The sequence below is a fragment of the Nocardia sp. NPDC051990 genome (assembly GCF_040680755.1).
In the GTDB taxonomy this organism is placed as follows: Bacteria; Actinomycetota; Actinomycetes; order Mycobacteriales; family Mycobacteriaceae; genus Nocardia.
Genome location: NZ_JBFAXH010000019.1, coordinates 113,674 through 134,623 on the forward strand (window position 1 = coordinate 113,674; position 20,950 = coordinate 134,623).

Annotated in this window: 23 protein-coding genes and 2 pseudogenes; 10 read left to right on the plus strand and 15 right to left on the minus strand. The window is 66.3% G+C overall.

Features of this window, described 5'->3' with window-relative positions; translation table 11 throughout:
* Positions 1-53: 53 nt before the first annotated feature.
* The 4 genes and pseudogenes from AB0L63_RS27335 to AB0L63_RS27350 form a co-directional block, all read right to left on the minus strand.
* A complete protein-coding gene (locus AB0L63_RS27335) occupies positions 54-380 on the minus strand; it encodes a DUF1048 domain-containing protein (protein ID WP_364506160.1) in 327 nt (108 codons plus the stop codon).
* Position 381: 1 nt separating this feature from the next.
* The gene (locus tag AB0L63_RS27340; RefSeq protein ID WP_364506163.1) at positions 382-738 is read right to left on the minus strand and encodes a DUF1048 domain-containing protein; all 357 of its coding nucleotides are present in this window, start codon (positions 736-738) and stop codon (positions 382-384) included.
* On the minus strand, positions 735-1,043 hold the full coding sequence (locus tag AB0L63_RS27345; RefSeq protein ID WP_364506166.1) for a PadR family transcriptional regulator: 309 nt from the start codon (positions 1,041-1,043) through the stop codon (positions 735-737). Before AB0L63_RS27345 ends, AB0L63_RS27340 begins: the two co-directional genes overlap by 4 nt.
* A gap of 251 nt (positions 1,044-1,294) precedes the next feature.
* Positions 1,295-1,528, minus strand: a pseudogene (locus AB0L63_RS27350) (cupin domain-containing protein); the annotation flags it as partial.
* Positions 1,529-1,571: 43 nt separating this feature from the next.
* On the opposite strand from AB0L63_RS27350, the gene AB0L63_RS27355 reads away from it, so the two are divergent.
* From AB0L63_RS27355 to AB0L63_RS27385, 7 genes are all read left to right on the plus strand, one after another.
* On the plus strand, positions 1,572-2,015 hold the full coding sequence (locus AB0L63_RS27355) for a class I SAM-dependent methyltransferase (RefSeq protein WP_364506238.1): 444 nt from the start codon (positions 1,572-1,574) through the stop codon (positions 2,013-2,015).
* The gene (locus AB0L63_RS27360) at positions 1,987-2,307 is read left to right on the plus strand and encodes a DUF664 domain-containing protein (protein WP_364506169.1); all 321 of its coding nucleotides are present in this window, start codon (positions 1,987-1,989) and stop codon (positions 2,305-2,307) included. The genes AB0L63_RS27355 and AB0L63_RS27360 overlap by 29 nt, the downstream gene beginning before the upstream one ends.
* Before the next feature lie 21 nt (positions 2,308-2,328).
* Positions 2,329-2,769 (plus strand): alpha/beta fold hydrolase, encoded by a 441-nt coding sequence (locus AB0L63_RS27365; RefSeq protein WP_364506172.1) that lies wholly within the window; start codon positions 2,329-2,331, stop codon positions 2,767-2,769.
* Between the two features lie 470 nt (positions 2,770-3,239).
* Complete coding sequence (locus AB0L63_RS27370; RefSeq protein ID WP_364506174.1) at positions 3,240-3,614, plus strand: hypothetical protein; 375 nt, start codon at positions 3,240-3,242, stop codon at positions 3,612-3,614.
* Entirely contained in the window at positions 3,614-4,162 is a 549-nt protein-coding gene (locus AB0L63_RS27375) for a sigma-70 family RNA polymerase sigma factor (RefSeq protein WP_364506177.1), read from the plus strand. Before AB0L63_RS27370 ends, AB0L63_RS27375 begins: the two co-directional genes overlap by 1 nt.
* Complete coding sequence (locus tag AB0L63_RS27380) at positions 4,159-4,824, plus strand: zf-HC2 domain-containing protein (protein WP_364506180.1); 666 nt, start codon at positions 4,159-4,161, stop codon at positions 4,822-4,824. The genes AB0L63_RS27375 and AB0L63_RS27380 overlap by 4 nt, the downstream gene beginning before the upstream one ends.
* 18 nt (positions 4,825-4,842) lie before the next feature.
* A complete protein-coding gene (locus AB0L63_RS27385) occupies positions 4,843-5,889 on the plus strand; it encodes a YncE family protein (RefSeq protein WP_364506183.1) in 1,047 nt (348 codons plus the stop codon).
* 17 nt (positions 5,890-5,906) lie between these two features.
* Here the strand turns inward: AB0L63_RS27385 and AB0L63_RS27390 are convergent.
* From AB0L63_RS27390 to AB0L63_RS27415, 6 genes and pseudogenes are all read right to left on the minus strand, one after another.
* Positions 5,907-6,201, minus strand: a pseudogene (locus tag AB0L63_RS27390) (integrase core domain-containing protein); the annotation flags it as partial.
* A 160-nt stretch (positions 6,202-6,361) separates the two neighbouring features.
* Positions 6,362-6,904, minus strand: coding sequence for a glycerol-3-phosphate responsive antiterminator (locus tag AB0L63_RS27395; protein ID WP_364506186.1), 543 nt, complete (start codon positions 6,902-6,904; stop codon positions 6,362-6,364).
* 83 nt (positions 6,905-6,987) lie between these two features.
* Positions 6,988-8,556: an FAD-binding oxidoreductase gene (locus AB0L63_RS27400; protein WP_364506189.1), complete on the minus strand. Its 1,569-nt coding sequence runs from the start codon at positions 8,554-8,556 to the stop codon at positions 6,988-6,990.
* Complete coding sequence (locus tag AB0L63_RS27405) at positions 8,553-10,226, minus strand: glycerol-3-phosphate dehydrogenase/oxidase (RefSeq protein WP_364506192.1); 1,674 nt, start codon at positions 10,224-10,226, stop codon at positions 8,553-8,555. Before AB0L63_RS27405 ends, AB0L63_RS27400 begins: the two co-directional genes overlap by 4 nt.
* Complete coding sequence (locus AB0L63_RS27410) at positions 10,223-11,824, minus strand: FGGY family carbohydrate kinase (RefSeq protein WP_364506195.1); 1,602 nt, start codon at positions 11,822-11,824, stop codon at positions 10,223-10,225. The genes AB0L63_RS27405 and AB0L63_RS27410 overlap by 4 nt, the downstream gene beginning before the upstream one ends.
* An 18-nt stretch (positions 11,825-11,842) precedes the next feature.
* Positions 11,843-13,279 (minus strand): MFS transporter, encoded by a 1,437-nt coding sequence (locus AB0L63_RS27415; RefSeq protein WP_364506198.1) that lies wholly within the window; start codon positions 13,277-13,279, stop codon positions 11,843-11,845.
* Positions 13,280-13,470: 191 nt separating this feature from the next.
* On the opposite strand from AB0L63_RS27415, the gene AB0L63_RS27420 reads away from it, so the two are divergent.
* Complete coding sequence (locus AB0L63_RS27420) at positions 13,471-13,764, plus strand: putative quinol monooxygenase (protein WP_364506200.1); 294 nt, start codon at positions 13,471-13,473, stop codon at positions 13,762-13,764.
* 209 nt (positions 13,765-13,973) lie between these two features.
* Here the strand turns inward: AB0L63_RS27420 and AB0L63_RS27425 are convergent, their stop codons facing one another.
* Entirely contained in the window at positions 13,974-14,351 is a 378-nt protein-coding gene (locus AB0L63_RS27425; protein WP_364506203.1) for a hypothetical protein, read from the minus strand.
* A gap of 318 nt (positions 14,352-14,669) precedes the next feature.
* On the opposite strand from AB0L63_RS27425, the gene AB0L63_RS27430 reads away from it, so the two are divergent.
* Entirely contained in the window at positions 14,670-15,113 is a 444-nt protein-coding gene (locus AB0L63_RS27430) for a pyridoxamine 5'-phosphate oxidase (protein ID WP_364506205.1), read from the plus strand.
* Positions 15,114-15,189: 76 nt separating this feature from the next.
* Here AB0L63_RS27430 and AB0L63_RS27435 read toward each other — a convergent pair whose 3' ends face one another.
* From AB0L63_RS27435 to AB0L63_RS27450, 4 genes are all read right to left on the minus strand, one after another.
* Positions 15,190-16,470, minus strand: coding sequence for a GNAT family N-acetyltransferase (locus tag AB0L63_RS27435; RefSeq protein ID WP_364506208.1), 1,281 nt, complete (start codon positions 16,468-16,470; stop codon positions 15,190-15,192).
* Positions 16,471-16,830: 360 nt separating this feature from the next.
* Positions 16,831-17,859: a 4-hydroxy-2-oxovalerate aldolase gene (gene dmpG, locus AB0L63_RS27440; protein WP_364506211.1), complete on the minus strand. Its 1,029-nt coding sequence runs from the start codon at positions 17,857-17,859 to the stop codon at positions 16,831-16,833.
* Complete coding sequence (locus tag AB0L63_RS27445; RefSeq protein WP_364506214.1) at positions 17,856-18,839, minus strand: acetaldehyde dehydrogenase (acetylating); 984 nt, start codon at positions 18,837-18,839, stop codon at positions 17,856-17,858. The genes dmpG and AB0L63_RS27445 overlap by 4 nt, the downstream gene beginning before the upstream one ends.
* Before the next feature lie 5 nt (positions 18,840-18,844).
* The gene (locus AB0L63_RS27450) at positions 18,845-19,669 is read right to left on the minus strand and encodes a fumarylacetoacetate hydrolase family protein (RefSeq protein ID WP_364506217.1); all 825 of its coding nucleotides are present in this window, start codon (positions 19,667-19,669) and stop codon (positions 18,845-18,847) included.
* 200 nt (positions 19,670-19,869) lie between these two features.
* On the opposite strand from AB0L63_RS27450, the gene AB0L63_RS27455 reads away from it, so the two are divergent.
* Positions 19,870-20,601 carry an IclR family transcriptional regulator gene (locus tag AB0L63_RS27455; protein WP_364506241.1) on the plus strand — a complete coding sequence of 244 codons (732 nt, stop codon included), beginning with the start codon at positions 19,870-19,872 and terminating at the stop codon, positions 20,599-20,601.
* Positions 20,602-20,950 lie beyond the last annotated feature (349 nt).

Sequence of the window (20,950 nt, forward strand, 5' to 3'; positions counted from 1 at the left end):
AGGCTATCTCCCACCCAATACTCGACCACAGGTGGCCGGCGGAACAACGGAGATCATTTCACCCCCTTACCGACTTCCTTGCTGACCGACTCCCGATAGATGTCGGCATAGGTCCGCGAGTCTTTTACCAGCTCGTCACAGAAAGCCGCGACATCATTGCCGATGAGTTCCATGACTTCTTTGTCGGCTGCGACCCCTTCCTCGAAGAAATCGAGAATCCCCGAGAGCAAGCTCCCGTCGATCAATTCGACCGGCCCGATCTTGAAATAATATTTTTGAATCTCTTTGTAGACAATCCGGTAATCGGGCGGGAGCGCCTTGACCCGCGCCATGTGCGCCCGCCATTCTCTCTTACCTTCGATGATGTCGCGAACGCCCACCTTATCCTCCTAGCCGGCCCAGTTTCCTTGCAACGTTCTTGTTCAGCTGATCGCGCCACTTGTCGCGATAATTCTTAGCTCCTTCTTCGCCGGCAATCGCCGCACAGAAGCCTTTGATGTCGCCGCCCAGCGCCTCGTGGAGACTCTGGCCATCCGATGCTGTTTCCTCGAGCAGCCCCAAAGCTCCGTCGAGAATCGGCATCAGGCGGCGACCCGTGACGTCCGAATAGGGGGAGAGATGGATCTTGATCTCTTCCCATGCCGCTTGATACTCGGCCGGGAGGGCCTCGGCTCGAGCTTCGAAGGCTTTATATTCCCTGGTCAGATCGCTGCCCGTGATTGTCTCCCAGAAGTTCATTTCCCGCTTTCCTTGAGCTTATTGATGCGCGATGAGACATATTCCCATTTCACCCAGAACGCCGCGAGTTCTTTCCGTCCCGCAACGTTGAGTGCGTAAAATTTGCGCGGCGGGCCGACTTCGGACGGTCGTTTCGAAACATCGACCAGCCCGTTCTTTTCCAATCGCAGCAGGATGGCGTAGACGGTCCCTTCGATGACGTCTGCGAAACCGAGTTCATTCAACCGGCGCGTGATGGCGTAGCCATATGTCTCCTCGGTGTCGATGATCTCGAGGACGCAGCCTTCGAGCGTACCTTTGAGCATCTCCGTCAGATTTTCCGTAGCAGCCCCTTTCCCTCGATATCCACTATTCAGTGCTACTGACTACCAGTAGACTGTATCACAGAGTAGAAGTCAAGACACTCCTCACGCAGCTCGGCGGAGTAGTCGCCGAGCGGCCGTGGGTCGCGGTTGGGTGCGTGCAGCGGTGGTCACGACGGTCGTGGGGATCGCGCCCATCGGCCCACCGCATCCGGCGGACCCCCACCAGCCAGCCACGTTCCTAACCTGTCAGGTCAGTACATCTCTGCGGCGGCGTGTACATGCGATCGCAGCCCCTGCAAGCCGAACAGGATGAGCAGCTCGACCGCGCCACCGTCGGCGCTGCCCAGCCAGTGCGGCATGGAGGTGTCGAATTCCGCGGCCTCGCCGGGCGGCAAGGTCAGGTCGCGCTCGCCGACTACCAATCGGAGGCGGCCGTTGAGCACATACAGCCACTCGAAGCCGTCGTGCGTCTGCGGCCGCTGCGGCGACGGCGGTGACGCGCTGTGGCTCGCTCAGAGCGGTTGGCGGGTGACCGCCGTCGATATCTCGGCCGTGGCGATCGAGCGGCTCGCCGGCCTCGCCCGCTCGCACGGCTTGGACGACCGGATCGCCTGCGAGCGGCACGACCTGCGCGAGTCCTTTCCCGCGGGGCGGTTCGACCTGGTCTCCGCTCACTACCTGCACACCCCGTTCGACTTCGACAGGGGAGCTGTCCTGCGCCTTGCCGCCTACGCGCTGCGGCCGGGCGGGCGGCTGCTGGTCGTCGACCACGGCTCGACCGCGCCCTGGTCGTGGAATCAGGATCCCGACGTCCGGTACCCGTCCCCGCACGAAGTCGCGGCCGGAATCGACCTGGATCCGGCGACCTGGACGGTCGAACGCGCCGACGCGCCCCGCCGTACCGCGACCGGACCGGACGGGCGCACCGCCGAAGTCACCGACAATGTCCTGCTCATCCGCCGCACCGCCTGACCCCCACCCCGCGAAGGAGGCCACCGTGCCAACCACCAAGCGCCGCAACGACACTCCGCCGCCCCGGACCGGAAGCAGCGAGGCCGACATCGACTCCCGCTATCGCGAGGCGGTCGAGCGGGCCAACGAAATACTCGACGGCTGCACCGATCTCGGCGCACCGGTTCCGCGGCCGGGCTGTTCCGCTCCCAGCCTCCGCTGGGCACTCACGCACATGATCGAGGAGACCGGCCGCCACGCGGGCCACGCGGACATCCTCCGCGAACTGATCGACGGCACGACCGGCCGCTGACTTCATCCAGGACAGGACCACATGATCACCGCAACCCGCCCGCACGGCTTGCTCCGCTCCACGCGCGCGGTCGCCACCGTCGCACTCGCGATCCTGCTCACGATGGGGACCGCGGCCTGCTCCACGACAACCCCGGCCGTCCCCTCCTACGCCGCCGCCACGCACGGGGATCCCCGGTTCGAGAATACTTTTCAACACAAGTTCGCCGACGTCGACGGCGTCCGCATGCACTATGTGACCGGCGGCCACGGCACCCCGGTGGTGCTGATCCACGGCTGGCCCCAGACCTGGTACGGCTGGTGGCCGATCATGCCCGCGCTCGCCGAACACCACACCGTCTACGCCGTCGACCTCCCCGGATATTGCAGCTCCCGTCACCGCAGCCTCCATCACGTAGTGAATTGGCACCCACCATGCCTTTTGCGCGCCCAGCACCGCGTTGAACACCTGCCGACCCGATAAGCTGCCGAGTTCGTCCATCTATGCGGCCGAATTCATACCCGGAATCACCGACTCCACACGGAAACTCAGTCTTGTAGACACGCTGACGACGAGAAGCACCACCAGCCCGATCCTTATCGTTGCCTCCGCAAGCACCGGATTCGATCGTGACGACTTTCGTTGACGACTCGGGTAAGGCGTCACCGCACGCAATGGGACGGGTCCGGCCACCTGTGGCTCGATTTGCGACGGACACCGAGCCGTCGCACGTCGGTGATCATCACCACAGTTTTCTCCCTCGGTGAACCCGATCGTTCACTCTGGCGTCCCCACCAGTGCCATACACGGTAGGGATCAATGAAGAGGAGATACGCATGATCGCTCGACGCTGGGTCGTGGCGAGCTTCGCCGTTATCGGAATCGTCAGCACCGCAGCCTGTTCGGAACCCAACAGCGTGGAAACCGCAACACCACCCGGAGGGGCGTCCAGCGTGTCGTCAGTCAGTTCCCAACCGATATCCGAACAGCGGACTCTCGGCACGGGCATGGTGGGGGGTCGGGAAGTTCTCGTCGACGAGAAGGGACGGGCGTTGTACCTGTTCACCAAAGATTCCGCCGGGGTGTCCAACTGCGCTGACGACTGTCTGGCGAAATGGCCCGCATTCTCGGGTCCCATAACCGCCGCCGCGGGTATCGACTCCGCCAAGATCGCGAGCATCGCCCGGGCCGATGGCACGAATCAGGTGGCGTACGCCGGAAAGCCGTTGTATTACTTCGCCGCTGACACCGAACCAGGCGACACCCGCGGTCAAGGCGCGATGAACGCGTGGTACCTGATCGGGCCCGATGGAGAGGCCGTGCGCTGATGCGCTTGCCGCGCGCGGCGCGGCGATCCCATTCCGACGAGAATTTCCTGAACGCGCTCGACAGAGACCACGGTTCCGCCATCCGCGCTTACCTCCGAGGCCGATGGAACGACCGACATCAGGTGGAGGATCTGACCCAAGAAGTCTTCGTCCGGGCCTGGAATTCGGCTGGAACGTTGCGCCGAAGCGACATTACCGACGGTGAAATCCGCAGCTGGTTGCTGACCACCGCACACAACGTCTTGGTGGACCGTTGGCGCAAAGAACAACGCCAACCTGCCGACCCGCTCACACATGATCACCTTTCGCGTCTCGATTCCGTAGAGCATCCGGTGGACCGTGCAATTGACCGCTGGCTGGTGGCAGAAGCACTGCAACGACTATCGGATGAGCACCGGGCCGTGGTGGTCGAGTTGTACTATCGCGGACGCAGCGTAGCCGAAACAGCGGAATCTCTCGGTCTCGCGGAAGGAACGGTCAAGTCGCGCAGCTACTACGCAGTGCGGGCCCTTCGCGCGATCTTCGACGAGTTGGGGGTGACCAGATGACCGATCAATCGGCACACGAACGCTATCGGTTGATGCTCGGCGCATATATCCTCGGCGGACTGACCACATCCGAGCGTGTTGCCGTCGACCTCCACGCCGACGATTGCCCAACCTGTCGCGGCGAACTGGCGGAGTTCGCGGTAATACCGGGACTGCTCACCGCGGCTCCGGAATCCGTTATTGCCCAGACCAGCGCAACGTCGGCGCCGACGGGGTTTCCAGCTGCCCTCCAATCGATTACAGCAACCCGTTCATCCCGTCGGCGATGGATGGCCGGCGCAATACTCGGCACAGCAGCGGTGGCTCTCATCGCCGGGATCGGCATCGGCACCGCCGTCGTCGATCGGCCGGCAGCACCGAGCGCCGATCATGTCGTAGCGCTCACGGCCGACTCCGGTACGACCCGTGGCGAAGCCGATCTCGCCGCCCGTCCTTGGGGCACCGAACTGCGGCTCGACCTCACTCGATTGCCGAGAGGGCAACGGCTGGTCGCCGTCGCGATCGATGCAGACGGCCGTGCCGAACCGGCGGCCACGTGGGTGGTCCCTGAAATGGATGAGATTCGGGTGACCGGTGCTGTGGCAATCCCCACGAATGCAGTGCGCCGCATCGAGATTCGCCGCGGCAACGAAACCGTGCTTACCGGATCGGTCGGACGGTGAGAACAACATGGAGCCACGATGAGCAGAAATTCGAAACACACACTCGCATCGCCTGCACTGATAACCCTGGTGACAGGTCTCCTGCTGCTGTCAGCCGGATGTTCGAATCGCGAACCGGAAAAGGCACCTGCCAGCGGTGTCCTGAGCAGTTACGGCACCGAACAGTCGATGCCGGCATTCGACGGGCATATCCACAACAACACATTGGCCATCACACCCGATGAAAAAATCGCGGTGGCGGCCAGCTCCCAGTCCGGCCGCGTACGGATTATCCCGATCAACGGAGATCCACCTCGCGAACTATCGAACTATATAACACCACGAAACGCGATATTCGCACCTGACGGCGCCAGCTTTTATCTGTCCGACAGCTCGCTGGGGGTTATCGACCATATCAGCATCCACGGAGACCTACTAGATCGACTTCCTCTGGGAGCAGGCGCATTTGGAACCGCCATGACAGCTGACGGCTCTCGGATCTACGTCAACAACCAGGCGGCCGGAACAGTGACAGCCATAGACCTGCGGCAACGCCGACCAATCGCAGTCATTGCCGGCCTGTCCCAACCGCGGCAAGGCATAATCCACTCTGCCGCACGAAACGCCGTGTACGTCACCGACTTCGCCGACGACTCCATCGCGGTCGTAGATGCCACAACCAACACAATCGTCAAGAAGATCGGCGGTTTCAACAAAATCCGGGGACTATCAATCAACCGCGATGGAACTCGCCTCTACGCCGCCAACAGCGGCGACAACACCATATCGATCGTCGACGCCGAAACCGGCACAACCATCCACAGAGTGCCAGTGGGTGACCAACCCTACGGAGCCGCGCTCGCACCGGACGGGTCAGTGCTGCTTTCCGGTGACATGGGCTCCAACACGGTGACCGCAATTGATCCGCAGAGTGGATCCGTTCGCGCAACCATCACCGGCACGAAACAGCCCCGACAAGCCATCGCAATCGGGCGCAACAGTATCTGCGCATGGGTGCTGAACGAGGACCTCACCGTCGCCGAAATCGACATCCCTGGTGCACGAGTGACCAAAACCCTCGGATAGCTTTGGTGCACACCGTTTTATCTGTCACCGGCCGGTTGCTCGGTGCGGTGTGCATAGTAGTCGGCTTCATACTCGGCTGGTGGTTTGCGGCCGAGTCGGTGCATGAGCCGGGACTCGTTGAACCCAAGCGACCCACTCGGCCGTGAGCTGTTCGACATCGACGAGACGGGTCAGCGCGCCTCGCCGAAACGGCGAATCATCACGGACCGCTTCGGTCTCGAAAAGCCCAATTGTCGTCTCCGCCAACGCATTATCGAATGCATCGCCCACCGAACCGATCGACGGCACCATCCCTGACAGCAGCAGTGTTTCGGAGTCTTCGACTACGACACCGACCGACGCACCATCGAAGATCAGCCGTTCGGCGATGCAGCGGGCAACTGCAATGCCTACCCGATTCCGGTGCAGCCACACCTACTTTCTCGCGCCATGCGCACCGAAGTCTCGGCATAAACAGGCCGGATTTCCACGGTCAGTTCCTCAGGGACGAGCGGCGTAGCTCCCACAAGTCCTCGTCCGAGGTGCAGACGCCGGCCGCGCCATGCTGGAGCGCCTCGAGCACGTCCGCCTCCCCCTGGACGAACCCGGCCGCGAGATACGGCACCCCGAGGTCCCTGGCCTGCTGCTCCGTGTAGCGCAGCACGATCGCGGGCATGAGCTGCACCAGGTCCGGATTCGACCGGGCGATGGACTGGAAACTGCGGTGCAGGTTGGAGCGGTCTGTCACGAACACCTTCTGCATGGACAGCAGGCCGAGGCCACTCGCCCGCTCGATGATTGCCGACCGGGTGGAGCAGATCCCGATCGCCCCGATCCCCTTGAGGTAGGTCAGGGCGCCAGGGTCGTGGCCGAGGCCCGGTGTCGAGTCCATGTTGACGAACACGATCTTGCCTGCGGCGGTCATGCGCCGGACCGTCGCCTCCAGGTCGCCGAGCGGGACGGACGCGAGGATGCCGAGCGGGGTCGAGGTCGTGGCGAAGCGGTCCGCCATCGTCACGCCGACGAGCGATGCCATGACGGGATACTCCGCCAGTGCGGTTAGCAGGCGCCGATCAACGGGACGTTTCGGACGAGGGCTCACCGGATCCACCTTATGCACTAACCCTGCGTGGACTTACCGGTACCGGACCCGAAACGGCTGGGCAGCCCCAGCTTCCCCGGGTTCATGATCCCCGCCGGGTCGAGGGCCTGCTTGACCGCTACCAGCGTGCCGAAGCCGCTGCCCAGCGATGGCTCGACGTACGGCGAGCGCAGCAGCCCCACGCCGTGATGGTGGCTGATCGCTGCGCCGTGCCGGATGAGCACCTCGTTGGCGGCGTCCCAGGCGGCCCGGTACCACTCGCGGCGGCGGGGCCGTTCGACGTCGCCGCGTAGCGAGAAGTACAGGCAGGCTCCGTCGGTGTAGGCGTGCGACTGGTGCGCGGATGCGCGCAGCGTCCCGGGGACCGCCTCGATGGCCGCCACCACCTCGTCGTAGACAACGGGCAGGATCGACCACGGCGCGGCGATCTCGCAGGTGTCGGCGACGAAGCCGGGGCCCTTGTCGAAGCCGTCGCCGGACTTACCGACGAGCATCCGCTCGTCCAGCCAGCGGGCGAGGACGGCCTTGCCGTCGAGCGTCACCGGCGCCCGCTCGGCGCAGACCTTCTCGACGATGGCCATGGTCGCGTCCACCAGGGCCGGGTCGCCCTCGTCGGCCACGAGCAGCAGGTGGGTGTCCGGCTCGCCGAAGTGAGTGCCGCTCTCGTGCGCGTCGTACAGGCGCAGCACGGCGGGTGTCGCGCCCCGCTGGAGGATCTCTCGGCAAGCGTCCAACCCTGCGGCGAAAGTGCCGAACCCGTAGGCGAGGCCAACCGCGTAGGAGGGCAGCCGGTGGGTGCGCAACCGCAGCCGGGTGATCACGCCGAGCGTGCCCTCGGAGCCGATGAACAGCTGGCGCAAGTCCGGGCCGACGGCGGCCCGGGGGTAGGTGCCGAAGCTGGCAGAGGTGCCATCCGGCAGGACCACGTCGAGCCCGACGACCATGTCCTCGATCTTCCCGTACCGGGTGGACAGCTGGCCGGCGCCGCGGCAGGCCGCCCAACCGCCGACCGTGGAGATGGCGAAGGCAGACGGCCAGTGACCGGTAGTGGCACCGTGCACCTCCTGCAGTTCCTTCTCGAACAGGTCGCCGAACATGCCCGCCTGTACCTCGACGGTCATCGACTCGGCGTCGAACGAGATGATCTGGTTGAGGCGGCAAACGTCCAGCACGACCCCGCCGAACACCGGCAGGGCGGCGCCGAGGACGTTGCTGCGGCCGGCCGAGACCGTCAGGGGGATGCCGTGCGCATGGCAGATCCGGACCACGGCGGCCACCTGCTCCTCGTCGGCCGCTTCGACGATCACGGCATCCGGGGTGGCCGGGGCGCCGTCCGTCTCGCCGATGGACGTGCCCGCCCACCAGTCGCGGGTGCGCAGGATGACCTCGTCCCGGTCCGTGTGTACGGCGGCGGCGACCGCGCGTAGTTCGGCGACGACCGCCTCGGGAACCTGGACTACGGCAGTCTGCAGGCTGGCAGTCCCCTTGCCGGGCGGGCAGTCGGCGGCCCAGCGCGGCGGGGTTGGCGCGCCGACGACGTAGTCGCCCCGATTGAACGGATGGGTGATGGTCTGCCTGCTGATCATGAAAGTCCCTTCATCAGTACGTTCTTCTCGCGGTCGATGCCGGCGATGTAGTCGTCGATCTGCCGAGCGACCTCCTCATCCGACAGACCCAGCTCCTTCTGGAGCAGGCGGCCGACCTCCGGCGCCGCATCCACCGACAGGTCACGGGCGAACACCCGCATCCGAGTGCGGCGCGACAGCACATCGTCGACGGTCCGCGCCAACTCGCAACGAGCCGCGTAGACGACCTCGGCCCGCAGGTAGGCGGAGCCCTCGATGATCGGCTCGGCCAGGGAAGGATCCTCGGTGAACAGCCCGGCGACGAACCTGGCCTCGGTGCCGTACCGCTCGCCCAGATGGGCGCCCAGCCCGCCGGTGGCCGAGGTGGCCTCCGTGTCGTAGCCGGCTCCGCCCAGCAGGGGCAGACGCACCGTTCGGCAACGCGCCCGGCGGCCGAGGACCTTCAGCGCTTCGTCGACCACGAGCTCGCCCATGTGGCGGCTGGTGGTGAGCTTGCCGCCGGTGACCGTGACGAGCCCGCGCGCGTCCGTCGAGATCTGGTGGTCGCGGCTCATGTCGAGGGTGGCGCCCTCCTTCGCACCGACCAAGGGGCGGAGCCCAGCGATCGAACCGACCACGTCCGAGGGGGTGAGGTCGGCGTCGAACGCGGTGTTGGCCCCGTCGAGGAGGTACCGCATCTCCTCGGCGGTGCACAGCACCTCGTCCAAGGACCCGTCGTAGTCGGTGTCGGTCGTTCCGACCACGACCACGTCCCCCCAGCGGGTGCAGGTCGCGCGACGGGCCCGGCCGGGGACGGGCACGGTCACGGTGCCGTCGACGGGCAGCCTGGTCCACGGCACCACGATGTGCACGCCCTTGGCGGGGCGGATCCTGGGCCGGTGGCCGGGGTCCGACAGGGCGTCCAGCGTGTCGGACCAGACCCCGGTGGCGTTGATCACGACACCCGCCCGCACGTCGATGTCCCGGCCGTCGACCTCGATGGTCGCGCCCCGCACGCTGCCGCCCTCGCGAAGGAGGCCGCGGCAGGTGGCGCCGTTGAGCACGGTCGCCCCGAAGTGCGCGGCGGTTCGCGCGATGGTCAGGGTCAGGCGCGCGTCGTCGGTACGGCTGTCGTAATAGAGCAGCCCACCCTTGAGCCGGTCGGCGCGCAGCCGCGGCGCACGGGCGAGGACTTCGGGCACGCTCAGACGCTGGTGCAGCCTGCCGATGCGCCACCCGCCGGCAAGGTCGTACGTCCAGAGCAGACCCTCGAAGGCTTTGGCGATGCGCGCGTCGAAGACGCCGTCCTGGGCGAGCACGGGGAAGACGAACGGCAGTCGCTGCACCAGGTGCGGCGCGTTGCGGCGGAAGCGCTGCCGCTCCAGCAGCGAGCGTCGGACCAGCGGCAGGTTGCCCTGCTCGATGTAGCGCAGGCCACCGTGCACCATCTTGGACGACTTGGATGACGTGCCCGACGCGAAGTCGTCCCGTTCCACCAGCGCCACGGTCAGTCCGCGGGTGACAGCGTCAAGTGCGGTGTAGCAGCCGGTCACCCCACCACCGACGACGAGAACGTCTACGGGGCGGGAGGCGAGCCGTTCGATCTGCGCATGGCGGTCGAGCGTCAGCGGCGTTCGTCGGATGGCGCTGCTCGTCTCTGACCTCGCCTTGCGTTCGGGAAGCCGGATCACGATGTCGATTCCTCCTGTGAGTCGGGTTCGGGGCCGCGGGAACCGCGCCCCGGCGGCCGAGCGCCGTGGCCGACGGCGGCCGTGACGTGGCGGGTCATCAGATCGCGCCATGCGGCTCGGGCGTCCTGGCGCTCGGTGTCGGACAGTGTGGGTTCGAAGACAGGGCCCGCTGGCAGCCCCGCCACAGCGGCCGCGACGCTCGGCCACAGCCCGGCCCGCACTCCGCCGACATAGGCGGTGCCGCGCAGGCTGGCCGTCTCATGGCCGCGGGCGCGCTGCACCGGTCGGCCGACCAGGTCGGCCTGGCTGGACATCAGCACGTCGCTGGCGGCGAGCCCGCCGCCGCAGAAGAGGTCCGTGACGGGCTGTCCCATGGCCTTCTCCACGCCTTCCAGCAGGTCGCACACCGAGTGCGCGAAGCCTTCGAGGATGCCTCGGGCCAGCTCGGCCCGGGTCGTGGACAGGCTGAGACCGGTGAGTATCCCGGTGGTCTCCGGCGACCAGAAGGGAGTCCGTAGTCCCGCCAGAGCGGGCAGGAACCTCACACGGGTCGGACCGGTGTGCTCACGGGCGAGTTCCGCCAACCGGCTCGGCGACTCGAACAGCCCGATCTCTTCGCACAGCCAGCGCATCGCGGAACCGGTCGTCGCGGCGTAGCCTTCCACGCTGAACATCGACGCGCCCTGGGACCGCCAGCCGACCAGCGTGAGCACGCCGGGCACCTGGCAGCGGTGGGTGGGCGGCCGGTCGCCCGCGACGGCGTCGAGGAAGGTGCCCGTTCCGTGGACGCAAGTGGCCTGGCCGGGCCGGTGGGCGCCGAGCGCGATCATCGCCGCGTGCTGGTCACCCATGACCGACAGGATCGGCAGCCGCCCGCCGAGGACCAACGGGTCGGTGAAGCCGAAGTCGCCATCCTCGTCGACGATCCGCGGCAGCACGTCGCGCGGGCAGCCGAGGAACTCCACCCATGGCTCGTGCCAGTCTCCTGTCCGCAGGTCGTAGGCGCCCACAGCCACAGCGTTCGTGGCGGACATGACGTGACGCGCTCCCCCGGTGAGCTTCCAGACGAGCCAAGTGTCGACCGAGCCGAAGGCCAGCCTGCCCTGGTCATGAGCCCTGCCGACGGCCTCGTTCCGGGTGATCTCCTCCGCCGCCCACAGCAGCGGTGCCCGGGCGCCGACCGGCCGGCCGGTGTGTTCCACGAGGTACGCGTCCCACTCCGACTCCCACGCCCGCAGCCGGGACGCATACCGGCGGTCCTGCCACACCACGGCCTGGCTGAGCGGCGAGCCGGTCACCGTGTCCCACAGCAGGACCGTGGCGCGCTGGGTGGAGATAGACACCCCGGTGACCTCCACCCGGTGCGCGGCCGCCCAGTCCAGCGCCGCACGGCAGACCTGGACGGTGTTCACCCAAATCTCCGTCGCGTCCTGTTCGACGCGCACATGGTTGGACGATCTGACCGAGATGGGCAGGTACGCCGGTGGCGCCGTGTCGCCGTCGTCGAGGACGATGGCGGCACGGGTACCGGTGGTGCCCTCATCGATGCTGAGTACGCCTCGGCGGCGCTCCCTGGTCATCTGCGAAGGTCCTTTCATCGGTCCGGTTCAACCCGTTCAGGCCGACACCGGCTGGCGCTGATGGAGGCGGATGTCCTCCTCTTCCAGGTTCACCGCGACGCGGGTCGGGTCCCACTTGATCGCCACGCACACGAGCAGACCGACCAGCGGCACCACCGACAGGACCATCAGGCTGTTGCCCACCCCGATGCCCGACTGGAGCTGGGGGAACAGGTACAGGCCCGCGACCGAACCGAGGCTGCCGAGCATGCCGGTCACGCCGGTACCCAGCGTGCGGATGTCGGACCGGTACGACAACGCCGCGATCGACTTGCCGTTGGGGCCGGGGCCCGCCGAGTGGAAGAAGATGAATATCACCGGCAGCAGCGCAGCAAGGCCAACAGGCAACTGCTTGAACGTCGCGCCCATGACCAGCAGCGCGACGAACACCACGGCGTACCCCGTCATCGAGCTGATCCGCAAGCCCAGCCGCCGCCCGGTATAGGCCGACAGACAGCCACCGACGATGCCGACCGCGTTGAACGCCATGGCGCCCACGGTCGCCTTCTCGAACTCCTTGCCGAACAGCTCGAGGCTGATCACCGGCAGGTACCAGCCCACGGCGAAGTACTGCATGGCCTGGGTGAGGGAGATCGCGGTCGAGAGCACGGTCCTGGGGAGGTAGGGCTTGCGGAACAGCACGCCCGCGTCTCGGAACCCGACCTGGTGCCCGACCTTCTCGACCTGCCCGTTCTCCAGCGGCGCCTCCGTCACGGCGAACCCGTACATCCGGCGCAGGTTCGCCACGGACTCCCGCAGCCTGCCCTTGGACGCCAGCCAAGTGGGGCTTTCGACCAGGAAGAACAGCTGCAACACGAACAGGAGCAGTGCGAACGCGGCCGAGGAGGCGACGGACCAGCGCCAGATGTCCGCACCGACGTCGAACTTGTAGAACACCAGGGTGAGCAGGAGGTTCGTCGTGGTCGCGGTGTACCAGACGCCCTGCCAGAAGTTGAGCCTGCCCTTGAGCGAAGCCGGGGTGTACTCGGCCAGCAGGGCCATCGCCACGGCGAAGTCGATGCCGTAGGCGATGCCAACCAGGCCCCGCCCGACGAAGACCGTCTGGAAGTCCGAGCCGACCGCGGTCAGCACCGCGCCGAGCGCGAAGATGACCTTGGTCATCAGCAGCGGCTTGATCCGACCGATCCGCGCCGCGAGCCAGCCGCCGAAGGGGTTGGAGACGATCGCGATGGCTGGGGCCATCGCAGTGAGCACACTGACCTGCGTGGGTGACAGGCTCAGCTGCTTGACCATCGGGGACAGGCCGGCCCCCAGCGCCGCGTTGGAGTACGCGTCCAGGAACAGTCCCGCCAGTGCGAGAAACCAGATCCCGTTGGTGCGGCGGCTCAGGGCCTGGAGAGTGTCGATGAGAGCGGCAACATCTCCCGCACTGCGGATGACCGCCGTTTTCGTGTTCGCAGGGCCGTCGTTCATGCCGCCGCCTTTCGGGGGTTGAAACCCCTGCCAGCGGTACGGAAACGACTGAAAGCACAGACGGAAGACCACTGACAGGGTGTCTACGTCTGTGCTGTCGGTTAACGAGACGTTAAGCGGCTACGTCCTGCCATGTCAAGCATCATGCCCAAAGGTGACAAAGTGCGACCTCCGCCATAGAGTCGCCGGCCATGACCTATGTCGTACAAGCCGTATGGACCGCCCGCGACGGCGAAGAGAGCAAAGTCGCCGACATCATCCGGCTCATCACCCCGCTGTCCCGGCAGGAGCCGGGCAACCTCGCGTACCAGGCGCACGTCTGCACCGACGACCCGCGCCGGTTCATGATCTACGAGGAGTACGTGGACGCCGCGGCCTTCCAGGCGCACCGCGCCTCGGATCATTTCCAGGAGCACGTCGTAGGCGACTGCCTTGCCCGCCTGGAGTCCAGGGAAATCACCACCTACACCCCGCTCGCCTCCTGATCCGGCCGTCAGCGACAGGCGAGCACGCGGGATCCAGCTGACGACCAACCGCGGGCATCGACTTCGCCCCTACACGACGAGACCGCCTGTACCGAAGGGGCACACGGACATTCGTCGCGATGCTTCGGCAAGCCCGCCGGCGAAGCACGTGGGCGTCGCCGACACGGGCTGCTCGCCTATTGCGCTGCCATCAAATCAGAGTTCCGAACTCAAGTGCCCAGCGCAGTTGCGGGGACACCGTAGGGCAGGAACCGCACGCGACGGCGTTCGTCGGTATTGTCGCGATGCGCACGCAATGCCTCGAGCTCGCTCGGAAAAACCTGCTCGACCCTGGCCTCGCCGACGTCATCGATGCTGTAGACGACCCATACTCCACTGCCGGTCTCGCCGGTGATCTCGCCCTCCGGTTTCGGTGGCCGCGTGCGCTCCGGCTGAAACTGACCCAGCAGCGCCGCCAGCGTACTCCCGCTGGTGCGATCGATGTACTCGGCGGCCTTTCCGAGGAGGTCACGGAATTCGATCCCCGCCTCCCGCAACGCGCGTTCGAATTCTTCCGGATCGATCCCAAAAGGCCCATCAGGTGCCATCACATTGCTCCTGGATTCGAATTCGCGGCTACGCCTTCAGTGTCCTCGCGTAATCCTGCCTTCGCCACGTCCAGCAATGATCACGATCCGACGCGGCGAACTCGTCCTGGCTGGATCGGCTGTGCCAGGCCGCGTGTCGGCTGCTGACCCCGGACAGCGACGATGTCGCGGGTGATCGCGGTGCCGCCCCGGCGGCGGTAGGAGACCTGCCCGGCAGCTTTCGCGCGGGCTCGCAGATAGGCCTCGAGGACGTATGAGGTTGCACGGATTTGCCGGCGGCAGGCCGGTATGTTCGCCCGCAGTCCGTAGACTTCGGCCGTGGGTGATATCGCGGATTTCGCTCGGCTGATCGCCGGCGATCATGGCCTTTGCGTCGTCTCGACCGCGCGGGCCGACGGCACCGTTCAGTCCTCGCTCGTCAACGCGGGTGTGTTGGCGCACCCGCAGACCGGCGAGCCCGTGGTGGGCATGGTCGTCCGCGGTGGTACGCGCAAATTGGACAATCTCCGTGTTCGGGCACGGATGACGGTTGTCGTCCGTGTCGGGTGGGCGTGGGCGGCGGTTGAGGGATCGGTGTGGATCGCGGGTCCCGACGACCCCGTACCGGACATCGACGCCGAACGGCTGCGGCAGCTGCTGCGGGAGGTTTTCACTGCGGCGGGTGGCACGCACAACGACTGGGACGAATATGACCGGGTGATGGCTGCCGAGCGCCGCGCAGTCGTTCTCGTCATCCCGGATCGCATCTACGGCAACGGCTGAGGCGGCGAACGGACAGCTGCTATCCGCCGATTCGGAGTGAACCGAATGTCAGTGAACCGAATGTCAAGGCTGTATCTCACAGTCGAGTGTAGTTCGCTTGCTCCTGCTCGAACGCCGTCAGAATCCGCGGTGTCAACGTCAGGCGGGTGTTGGCGATCGCGGTCAGGTAGTCGTCGACGTCGGCGGGTTCGCTCGTTTCCTCACGCATCGCGCGTTCGAACGCCGACTGGGCCCCGGCACGGGCGGCGTACTCGATGTCCGCGGGGGTGAAGTGGACTGTGGCGCGGACCAGGTGGTCGAGGTCGATGGTCTCGCCTGCGGGGCCGAGGTAGCGCTGCCAGATCGCTTTGCGTGCGGGCTCATCGGGCGGACCGATCGGTATCACGTAGTCGAAGCGGCCTGGCCGCAGAAACGCCGAATCCAACGAGCGGACCGAGTTGGTGGCGCAGATCAGCAAGCGGCTGTAGTCCTCCCGGAAGACGGGTATCAGCTTGAGTAGTTCGTTCGTCACACCGTGCGCCGGGCTGGTCGCCGTCCCCTCACGCGCACCGGCGATCTCCTCCACCTCATCGATGAACAACAGCAGTTCGTCGAGTTCGCCCAAGTCCGCGAACACCTCACGCAGTGACGCCGCGAGCCCACCGCTCGCCGTCGCGGCCAGCCGAGACGGGAACAACTCCACGAATGGCCACCCGAGCCGAGAGGCGACCGCTTTCGCGAAGCTGGTCTTTCCGGTGCCCGGCGGCCCGAACAAAATCACGCTCTTGGGTGGCCGAACCCGATAACGCTCGGCGACATCCGGGTGTGCCAACGGCAGCACGATCCGTCGTTCGATGATCTCTTTCTCCCGGTCCATCCCGGCCATCGACTGCCATAACCCGGGTGGCAGCAGCCGCCCACCCAGCTCGGTCAGCAAACTGGCCTGGGCGGGTGCCAGCGGCTCCACCAGTTCGTAGTAGACGAGACCGGTCCTGCGTGCGTATCCGGAATTCTCGAACGCGTCCGATCCGGTGGCGCCCTCGGGAACGAGCGCGCAGATCTGCCGCACGCCGTCCGCGCGCAGCCGCCGCTCCATTTCGGTCAGCAACGCACTGCCGATACCGCGCCGTCGCCACTGTGTCCCCAGCGCCACCAGCAGGACCCACGCACGCTCGCCCTGGATCTGCGCGACCGCCATGCCGACGATCTCCTCGCCGACCTCGGCCACCACCGCCGGCTGCCCCGCCCGCGCGGACGCCAGCACCTCCGCCAAAGCGAACACCGGCTCACCCGCACTGGCTATCCGGCTCTGCTCCCAGATCTGAATCGCCTGATCCAGATCAGCGTCACGAAATTCGCGCAGTCGCCATACCGGCATACACACCTCCAACCGCCATCGAAGGGTGGGCGACCCGAACCGCTCCCCCCAGTAAACACCGACAGCACCTGTGAGCAAGCCATTCTCTGAACTCCGCCGGACCGGCGGCATCGGCGCCTTCGCGAGCGACGGCGACGATGCCGCCGTCAGCCGCAATCCACTGGCGCGACGGCGCTGGGTGATCTACTGCTCCCGCCCCGACGAAACTGCCCGCCCCCGACGCGATCGGTCCATCGGGCATTCGAAGACATCAACAAAAACCTGGAAGCCGCGGTCGCGGCGACATCGTCGGACGTCACGTCATCGTCTTCGAGTGAAGCCCGCGGCGGGCAAAACTCGGACGCAAGCCACCCGCCGACTCTATCGGCGGTGATCGCTGGTGGAGTCGACCAACAAGTCGAGGGCGATATCGACGATGAGGTCTTCTTGTCCGCCGACCAATCCTCGACGCCCCACCTCGAGCAGGATGGTGCGGACGTCGATACCGTAGCGCTGCGATGCGGCTTCGGCGTGGCGCAGGAAGGACGAGTAGACCCCGGCGTATCCGAGAGTGAGGGTTTCGCGGTCCACGCGCACAGGGCGGTCCTGCAGGGGTCGCACCAGGTCATCGGCGGCGTCTTGCAGGGCGAACAGATCGCAGTTGTGCTTCCAGCCGGACAAGTCGGCGACGGCGACGAAAGGTTCGATCGGGCAGTTGCCCGCGCCGGCGCCGTGACCGGCGAGCGAGGCGTCGACCCTGGTGACACCTTCTTCGACAGCCACAACGGAATTGGCCACCGACAGCGAGAGATTCTCATGCGCGTGGATGCCGATCTCGGTGCCCGGATCGAGGACCTGACGGTATGCACGGACCCGGTCGCGGACACCGTTCATGGTCAATCGCCCACCGGAGTCGGTGACGTAGACACAGTGCGCCCCATACGATTCCATCAGCTTGGCTTGTTCGGCGAGGCGGGCCGGTTCGGCCATGTGCGACATCATCAGAAATCCGGAGACGTCCATGCCGAGTTCCCGTGCGGTCGCGATGTGCTGGGCGGATACATCGGCCTCGGTGCAGTGGGTAGCCACGCGTACCGACCGGACTCCCAGCCGGTAGGCGTGCTCGAGTTCTTTGATGGTGCCGATTCCGGGCAACAGCAGTGTGGTCAACCGGGCGTGCGTGAGATTCGCGGCAGCGGCTTCGATCCATTCCCAGTCGGTGTTGCTACCCGGGCCGTAGTTCAAGCTGCCCCCGGCTAGGCCGTCACCGTGGGCGACTTCGATGCCGTCGACACCGGCGGCATCGAGTGCCGCCACGATCCGGCCGACGTCGCCAGGAGTGATGCGGTGGCGCACCGCGTGCATGCCATCACGGAGTGTGACGTCTTGGATGAACAGCTGCCTAGTCATCGGAGTGCTTCCTGTCCTGCCGGCGCGGCGGCGATCGTGTCGGCGATGGATTCGGCGTAGCGCACGGCCGCCGAAGTCATGATGTCGAGGTTGCCTGCGTAGGCCGGGAGGTAGTGGGCAGCGCCTTCGACTTCGAGGAACACCGTCACCTGGTGGGTGGGTACAGTCGCCGCGTCCGGGGTGAGCAGCGTATGCAGCGGTTGGTCCTGCGGCACAGCGGTGATCTGGACTTGTTGCTTGAGGCGGTAGCCGGGCACGTAGGTGGCCACGTGGGCGATCATGTTCTCGATCGAGTCCCGAATCGCCTGGTGGGTGGCGGAATCGGGCGCCTCGACCAGGCACAGCACCGTATCGCGCATGATCAGCGGCGGATCGGCCGGATTGAGGATGATGATCGCCTTGCCGCGACGGGCGCCGCCGACCGTTTCGATTGCGTGCGCGGTGGTCTCGGTGAACTCGTCGATGTTGGCGCGGGTGCCCGGTCCTGCGGATTTCGAGGCGATGGATGCGACGATTTCGGCATAGGCGACCGGTGCGACGCGGGAGATGGCGGCGACGATCGGGATGGTGGCTTGGCCGCCGCAGGTGACCATGTTGACGTTGCGGGCTTCGCGATGTTCGTCCAGGTTCACGGCCGGTACCACGAACGGACCGAGCGCGGCAGGTGTCAGGTCGATCAAGCGTTTGCCCAGCGGCTCGAGCAGCGCGGCGTGGGTGGCGTGCGCCTTGGCGGAAGTTGCGTCGAAGACCACGTCGATCTCGTCGAAGTTCGGCAGCTGCAGCAGGCCCTCGACACCGTCGGCCGTGGCGGGGACGCCGAGTCGGCGGGCACGAGCCAGGCCGTCGGATTCGGGGTCGATGCCGACCATCGCGCCCATCTCCAGGACGTTCGAGTGTCGGATCACCTTGATCATCAGATCGGTGCCGATGTTGCCCGATCCGATCACCGCGACTATGAGCTTGGTGGGGCTGTTGTTCATAGGTTTCACTCCTGAATGAAGGCTGCGGTCACTGAGCCGAGACCGGTGATGTCCGCGGTGACGGTGCCAGGGGCCACGATCGCGGCCATCGGTCCGAGTGCTCCGGAGAGAACTATCTGGCCAGCGCGCAGCGGCTGACCGAACTCCCGTGTGGTACTCGCCAGCCAGGCCAGCGCCCGCAGTGGATCGCCGAGACAGGCTGCGCCGGTTCCACTGGACACACCGATGCCGTCGATCGACATCTGCATCTGCGCGGAAACGGGATCGAAAGCATCGAGGGCGCGGCGTTGGCTGCCGAGCACGAACAGGCCGCTGGAGGCGTTGTCGGCGACGGTGTCGCCGAAGGTGATGTCCCAGCAGGCGATACGGCTGTCGACGATCTCGAGCGCGGCCACGGCATAGTCGACGGCGTTGCGAACTTGCTCGTCGTCGAGTGGGCCATCGGCCAGGTCTTGGGCGAGCACGAATGCGATCTCGGCTTCGACCTTCGGTTGCAGCAGTCGACTCAGCGGCACGGGCGTGCTCTGGTTGTAGTGCATGTCATCGAACAACACTCCGAAATCTGGTTGGTCGACGCCGAGTTGCCGCTGCACCGCCGCAGAGGTCAGGCCGATCTTGCGGCCGACGATCGTGGCTCCCGCTGTGATGCGCTCGGCGGTCAGCCGCTCCTGCACCGCATATGCGGCGGCCACGTCGCCGGCGCCGATCAGATCCCGTACGGGGGCGCACGGGATACCGGAGCGGGCGGCGGCGCTGAGCAGGTTCGCGGCGGCGATCGTGGCGGTGTCTGCGGCCGTGGCGGATCGGTCGAGGTCTGAAGGTGTTCGCATCTGGGGTCCCGGAATTCGTAGGCGGAAGGTGAGCACTGACTCTCACTGTCGCCGCCGGAGTGACCGACCCACCAGCATTGTGTTCCACTGAGCCGAACGCCGCCCACTAGAGTGAATGCGACCCGAATGGTTGGAGGTCGCCGGTGTCACCAGCTCGTCCCGACCGGGCACTAGATCGTTCGACGGTCTTGGGCAAGATCATGGCGGTACTCGAGTCGTTCTCGATCGATGACACCGCGCTGAGTCTGGCCGAGATCGGGCGGCGTACCTGCATTCCGAAGGGAACCTTGCATCGGGTCCTCGCCGACATGGTGGCGGTGCGGTTGCTGGACCGGACCGATGCCGGGTATCGGCTCGGCGGGTACCTGTTCGAACTGGGTATGCGCGCGTCGGTTGAGCGGAGTTTGCTCGAGGTGGCCATCCCGTTCCTGGAAGAGCTGAACGTGCGAATTCACGAGACAGTGCATCTAGGAGTCCTGGACGGCACGGACGTGGTGTACCTGACGAAGATCGGCGGACGTCGACAGGCCAGCGCCCCCTCGCGGATCGGGGGGCGTATGCCGGTGCACTGCACGGCCATCGGCAAGGTGCTGCTGGCCAACGCCGATGCGCCGCTGCGTGACCAGGTACTGACTGGACCGCTGCGCCGCTACACCCCGCGCACGATGATCCTGCCTGGGCCGCTGCGCAACCAGCTCGATCGGATCGCGGCCGAAGGCGTGGGGTACGAATTCGAAGAATCGGCTCCCGGTCTCGTCTGTGTGGCCGCCCCGGTCCGCGACGTGGATAAGGTGGTGGCCGCGATCAGTGTGGCCGGGCCGTCCCACCGGTTCCACCCTGAGGCCCACGCGGCGTCGGTTCGCGCGGCGGCGGACGGGATCGGTCTCACCCTGACCCGGCGAGCCCGGCTGTTCACCACGCCTACCTCCTGAGCGGAATCGCCGACGATGGTCGTTGTCGGTTCGACCTTGTGTCGTGCGACATGAGCTGTTGATCTCGCGGTTGCGCACCGACGCCGACTGCTGGTTACCGGTGCAGCGCACCTGCGACAGCGGCGCACGCGCTTAGCGGTCCGGCCGGTGACATCGCACCTCGGTGGTGGCCAACGGATCGCGCCCGGCGTCGCCGCACGGATCGCGCCCGGCGTCGCCGCAACCGAGGCGGCAGGCCGCGATCCCGACCACCGAACAGCCGAAGACCCCGCCCGGCCGCAAGGGCCGAACGGGGTCGGGTGTCCCCAGCGAACGCCACTGGGATCTTCCCCACTACCTACTTCGCCGG

Coding starts and splice junctions, on each gene's coding strand:
- AB0L63_RS27410 (WP_364506195.1), bottom strand. CDS start 11,824: ATGAAAGGACCTTCGCAGATGACCAGGGAGCGCCGCCGAGGCGTACTC.
- AB0L63_RS27385 (WP_364506183.1), top strand. CDS start 4,843: ATGAGCAGAAATTCGAAACACACACTCGCATCGCCTGCACTGATAACC.
- AB0L63_RS27345 (WP_364506166.1), bottom strand. CDS start 1,043: ATGCTCAAAGGTACGCTCGAAGGCTGCGTCCTCGAGATCATCGACACC.
- AB0L63_RS27360 (WP_364506169.1), top strand. CDS start 1,987: ATGTCCTGCTCATCCGCCGCACCGCCTGACCCCCACCCCGCGAAGGAG.
- AB0L63_RS27420 (WP_364506200.1), top strand. CDS start 13,471: ATGACCTATGTCGTACAAGCCGTATGGACCGCCCGCGACGGCGAAGAG.
- AB0L63_RS27415 (WP_364506198.1), bottom strand. CDS start 13,279: ATGAACGACGGCCCTGCGAACACGAAAACGGCGGTCATCCGCAGTGCG.
- AB0L63_RS27375 (WP_364506177.1), top strand. CDS start 3,614: ATGCGCTTGCCGCGCGCGGCGCGGCGATCCCATTCCGACGAGAATTTC.
- AB0L63_RS27445 (WP_364506214.1), bottom strand. CDS start 18,839: ATGAACAACAGCCCCACCAAGCTCATAGTCGCGGTGATCGGATCGGGC.
- AB0L63_RS27365 (WP_364506172.1), top strand. CDS start 2,329: ATGATCACCGCAACCCGCCCGCACGGCTTGCTCCGCTCCACGCGCGCG.
- AB0L63_RS27395 (WP_364506186.1), bottom strand. CDS start 6,904: ATGGCATCGCTCGTCGGCGTGACGATGGCGGACCGCTTCGCCACGACC.
- AB0L63_RS27380 (WP_364506180.1), top strand. CDS start 4,159: ATGACCGATCAATCGGCACACGAACGCTATCGGTTGATGCTCGGCGCA.
- AB0L63_RS27435 (WP_364506208.1), bottom strand. CDS start 16,470: ATGCCGGTATGGCGACTGCGCGAATTTCGTGACGCTGATCTGGATCAG.
- AB0L63_RS27450 (WP_364506217.1), bottom strand. CDS start 19,669: ATGCGAACACCTTCAGACCTCGACCGATCCGCCACGGCCGCAGACACC.
- AB0L63_RS27400 (WP_364506189.1), bottom strand. CDS start 8,556: ATGATCAGCAGGCAGACCATCACCCATCCGTTCAATCGGGGCGACTAC.
- AB0L63_RS27455 (WP_364506241.1), top strand. CDS start 19,870: ATGGCGGTACTCGAGTCGTTCTCGATCGATGACACCGCGCTGAGTCTG.
- dmpG (WP_364506211.1), bottom strand. CDS start 17,859: ATGACTAGGCAGCTGTTCATCCAAGACGTCACACTCCGTGATGGCATG.
- AB0L63_RS27340 (WP_364506163.1), bottom strand. CDS start 738: ATGAACTTCTGGGAGACAATCACGGGCAGCGATCTGACCAGGGAATAT.
- AB0L63_RS27425 (WP_364506203.1), bottom strand. CDS start 14,351: ATGGCACCTGATGGGCCTTTTGGGATCGATCCGGAAGAATTCGAACGC.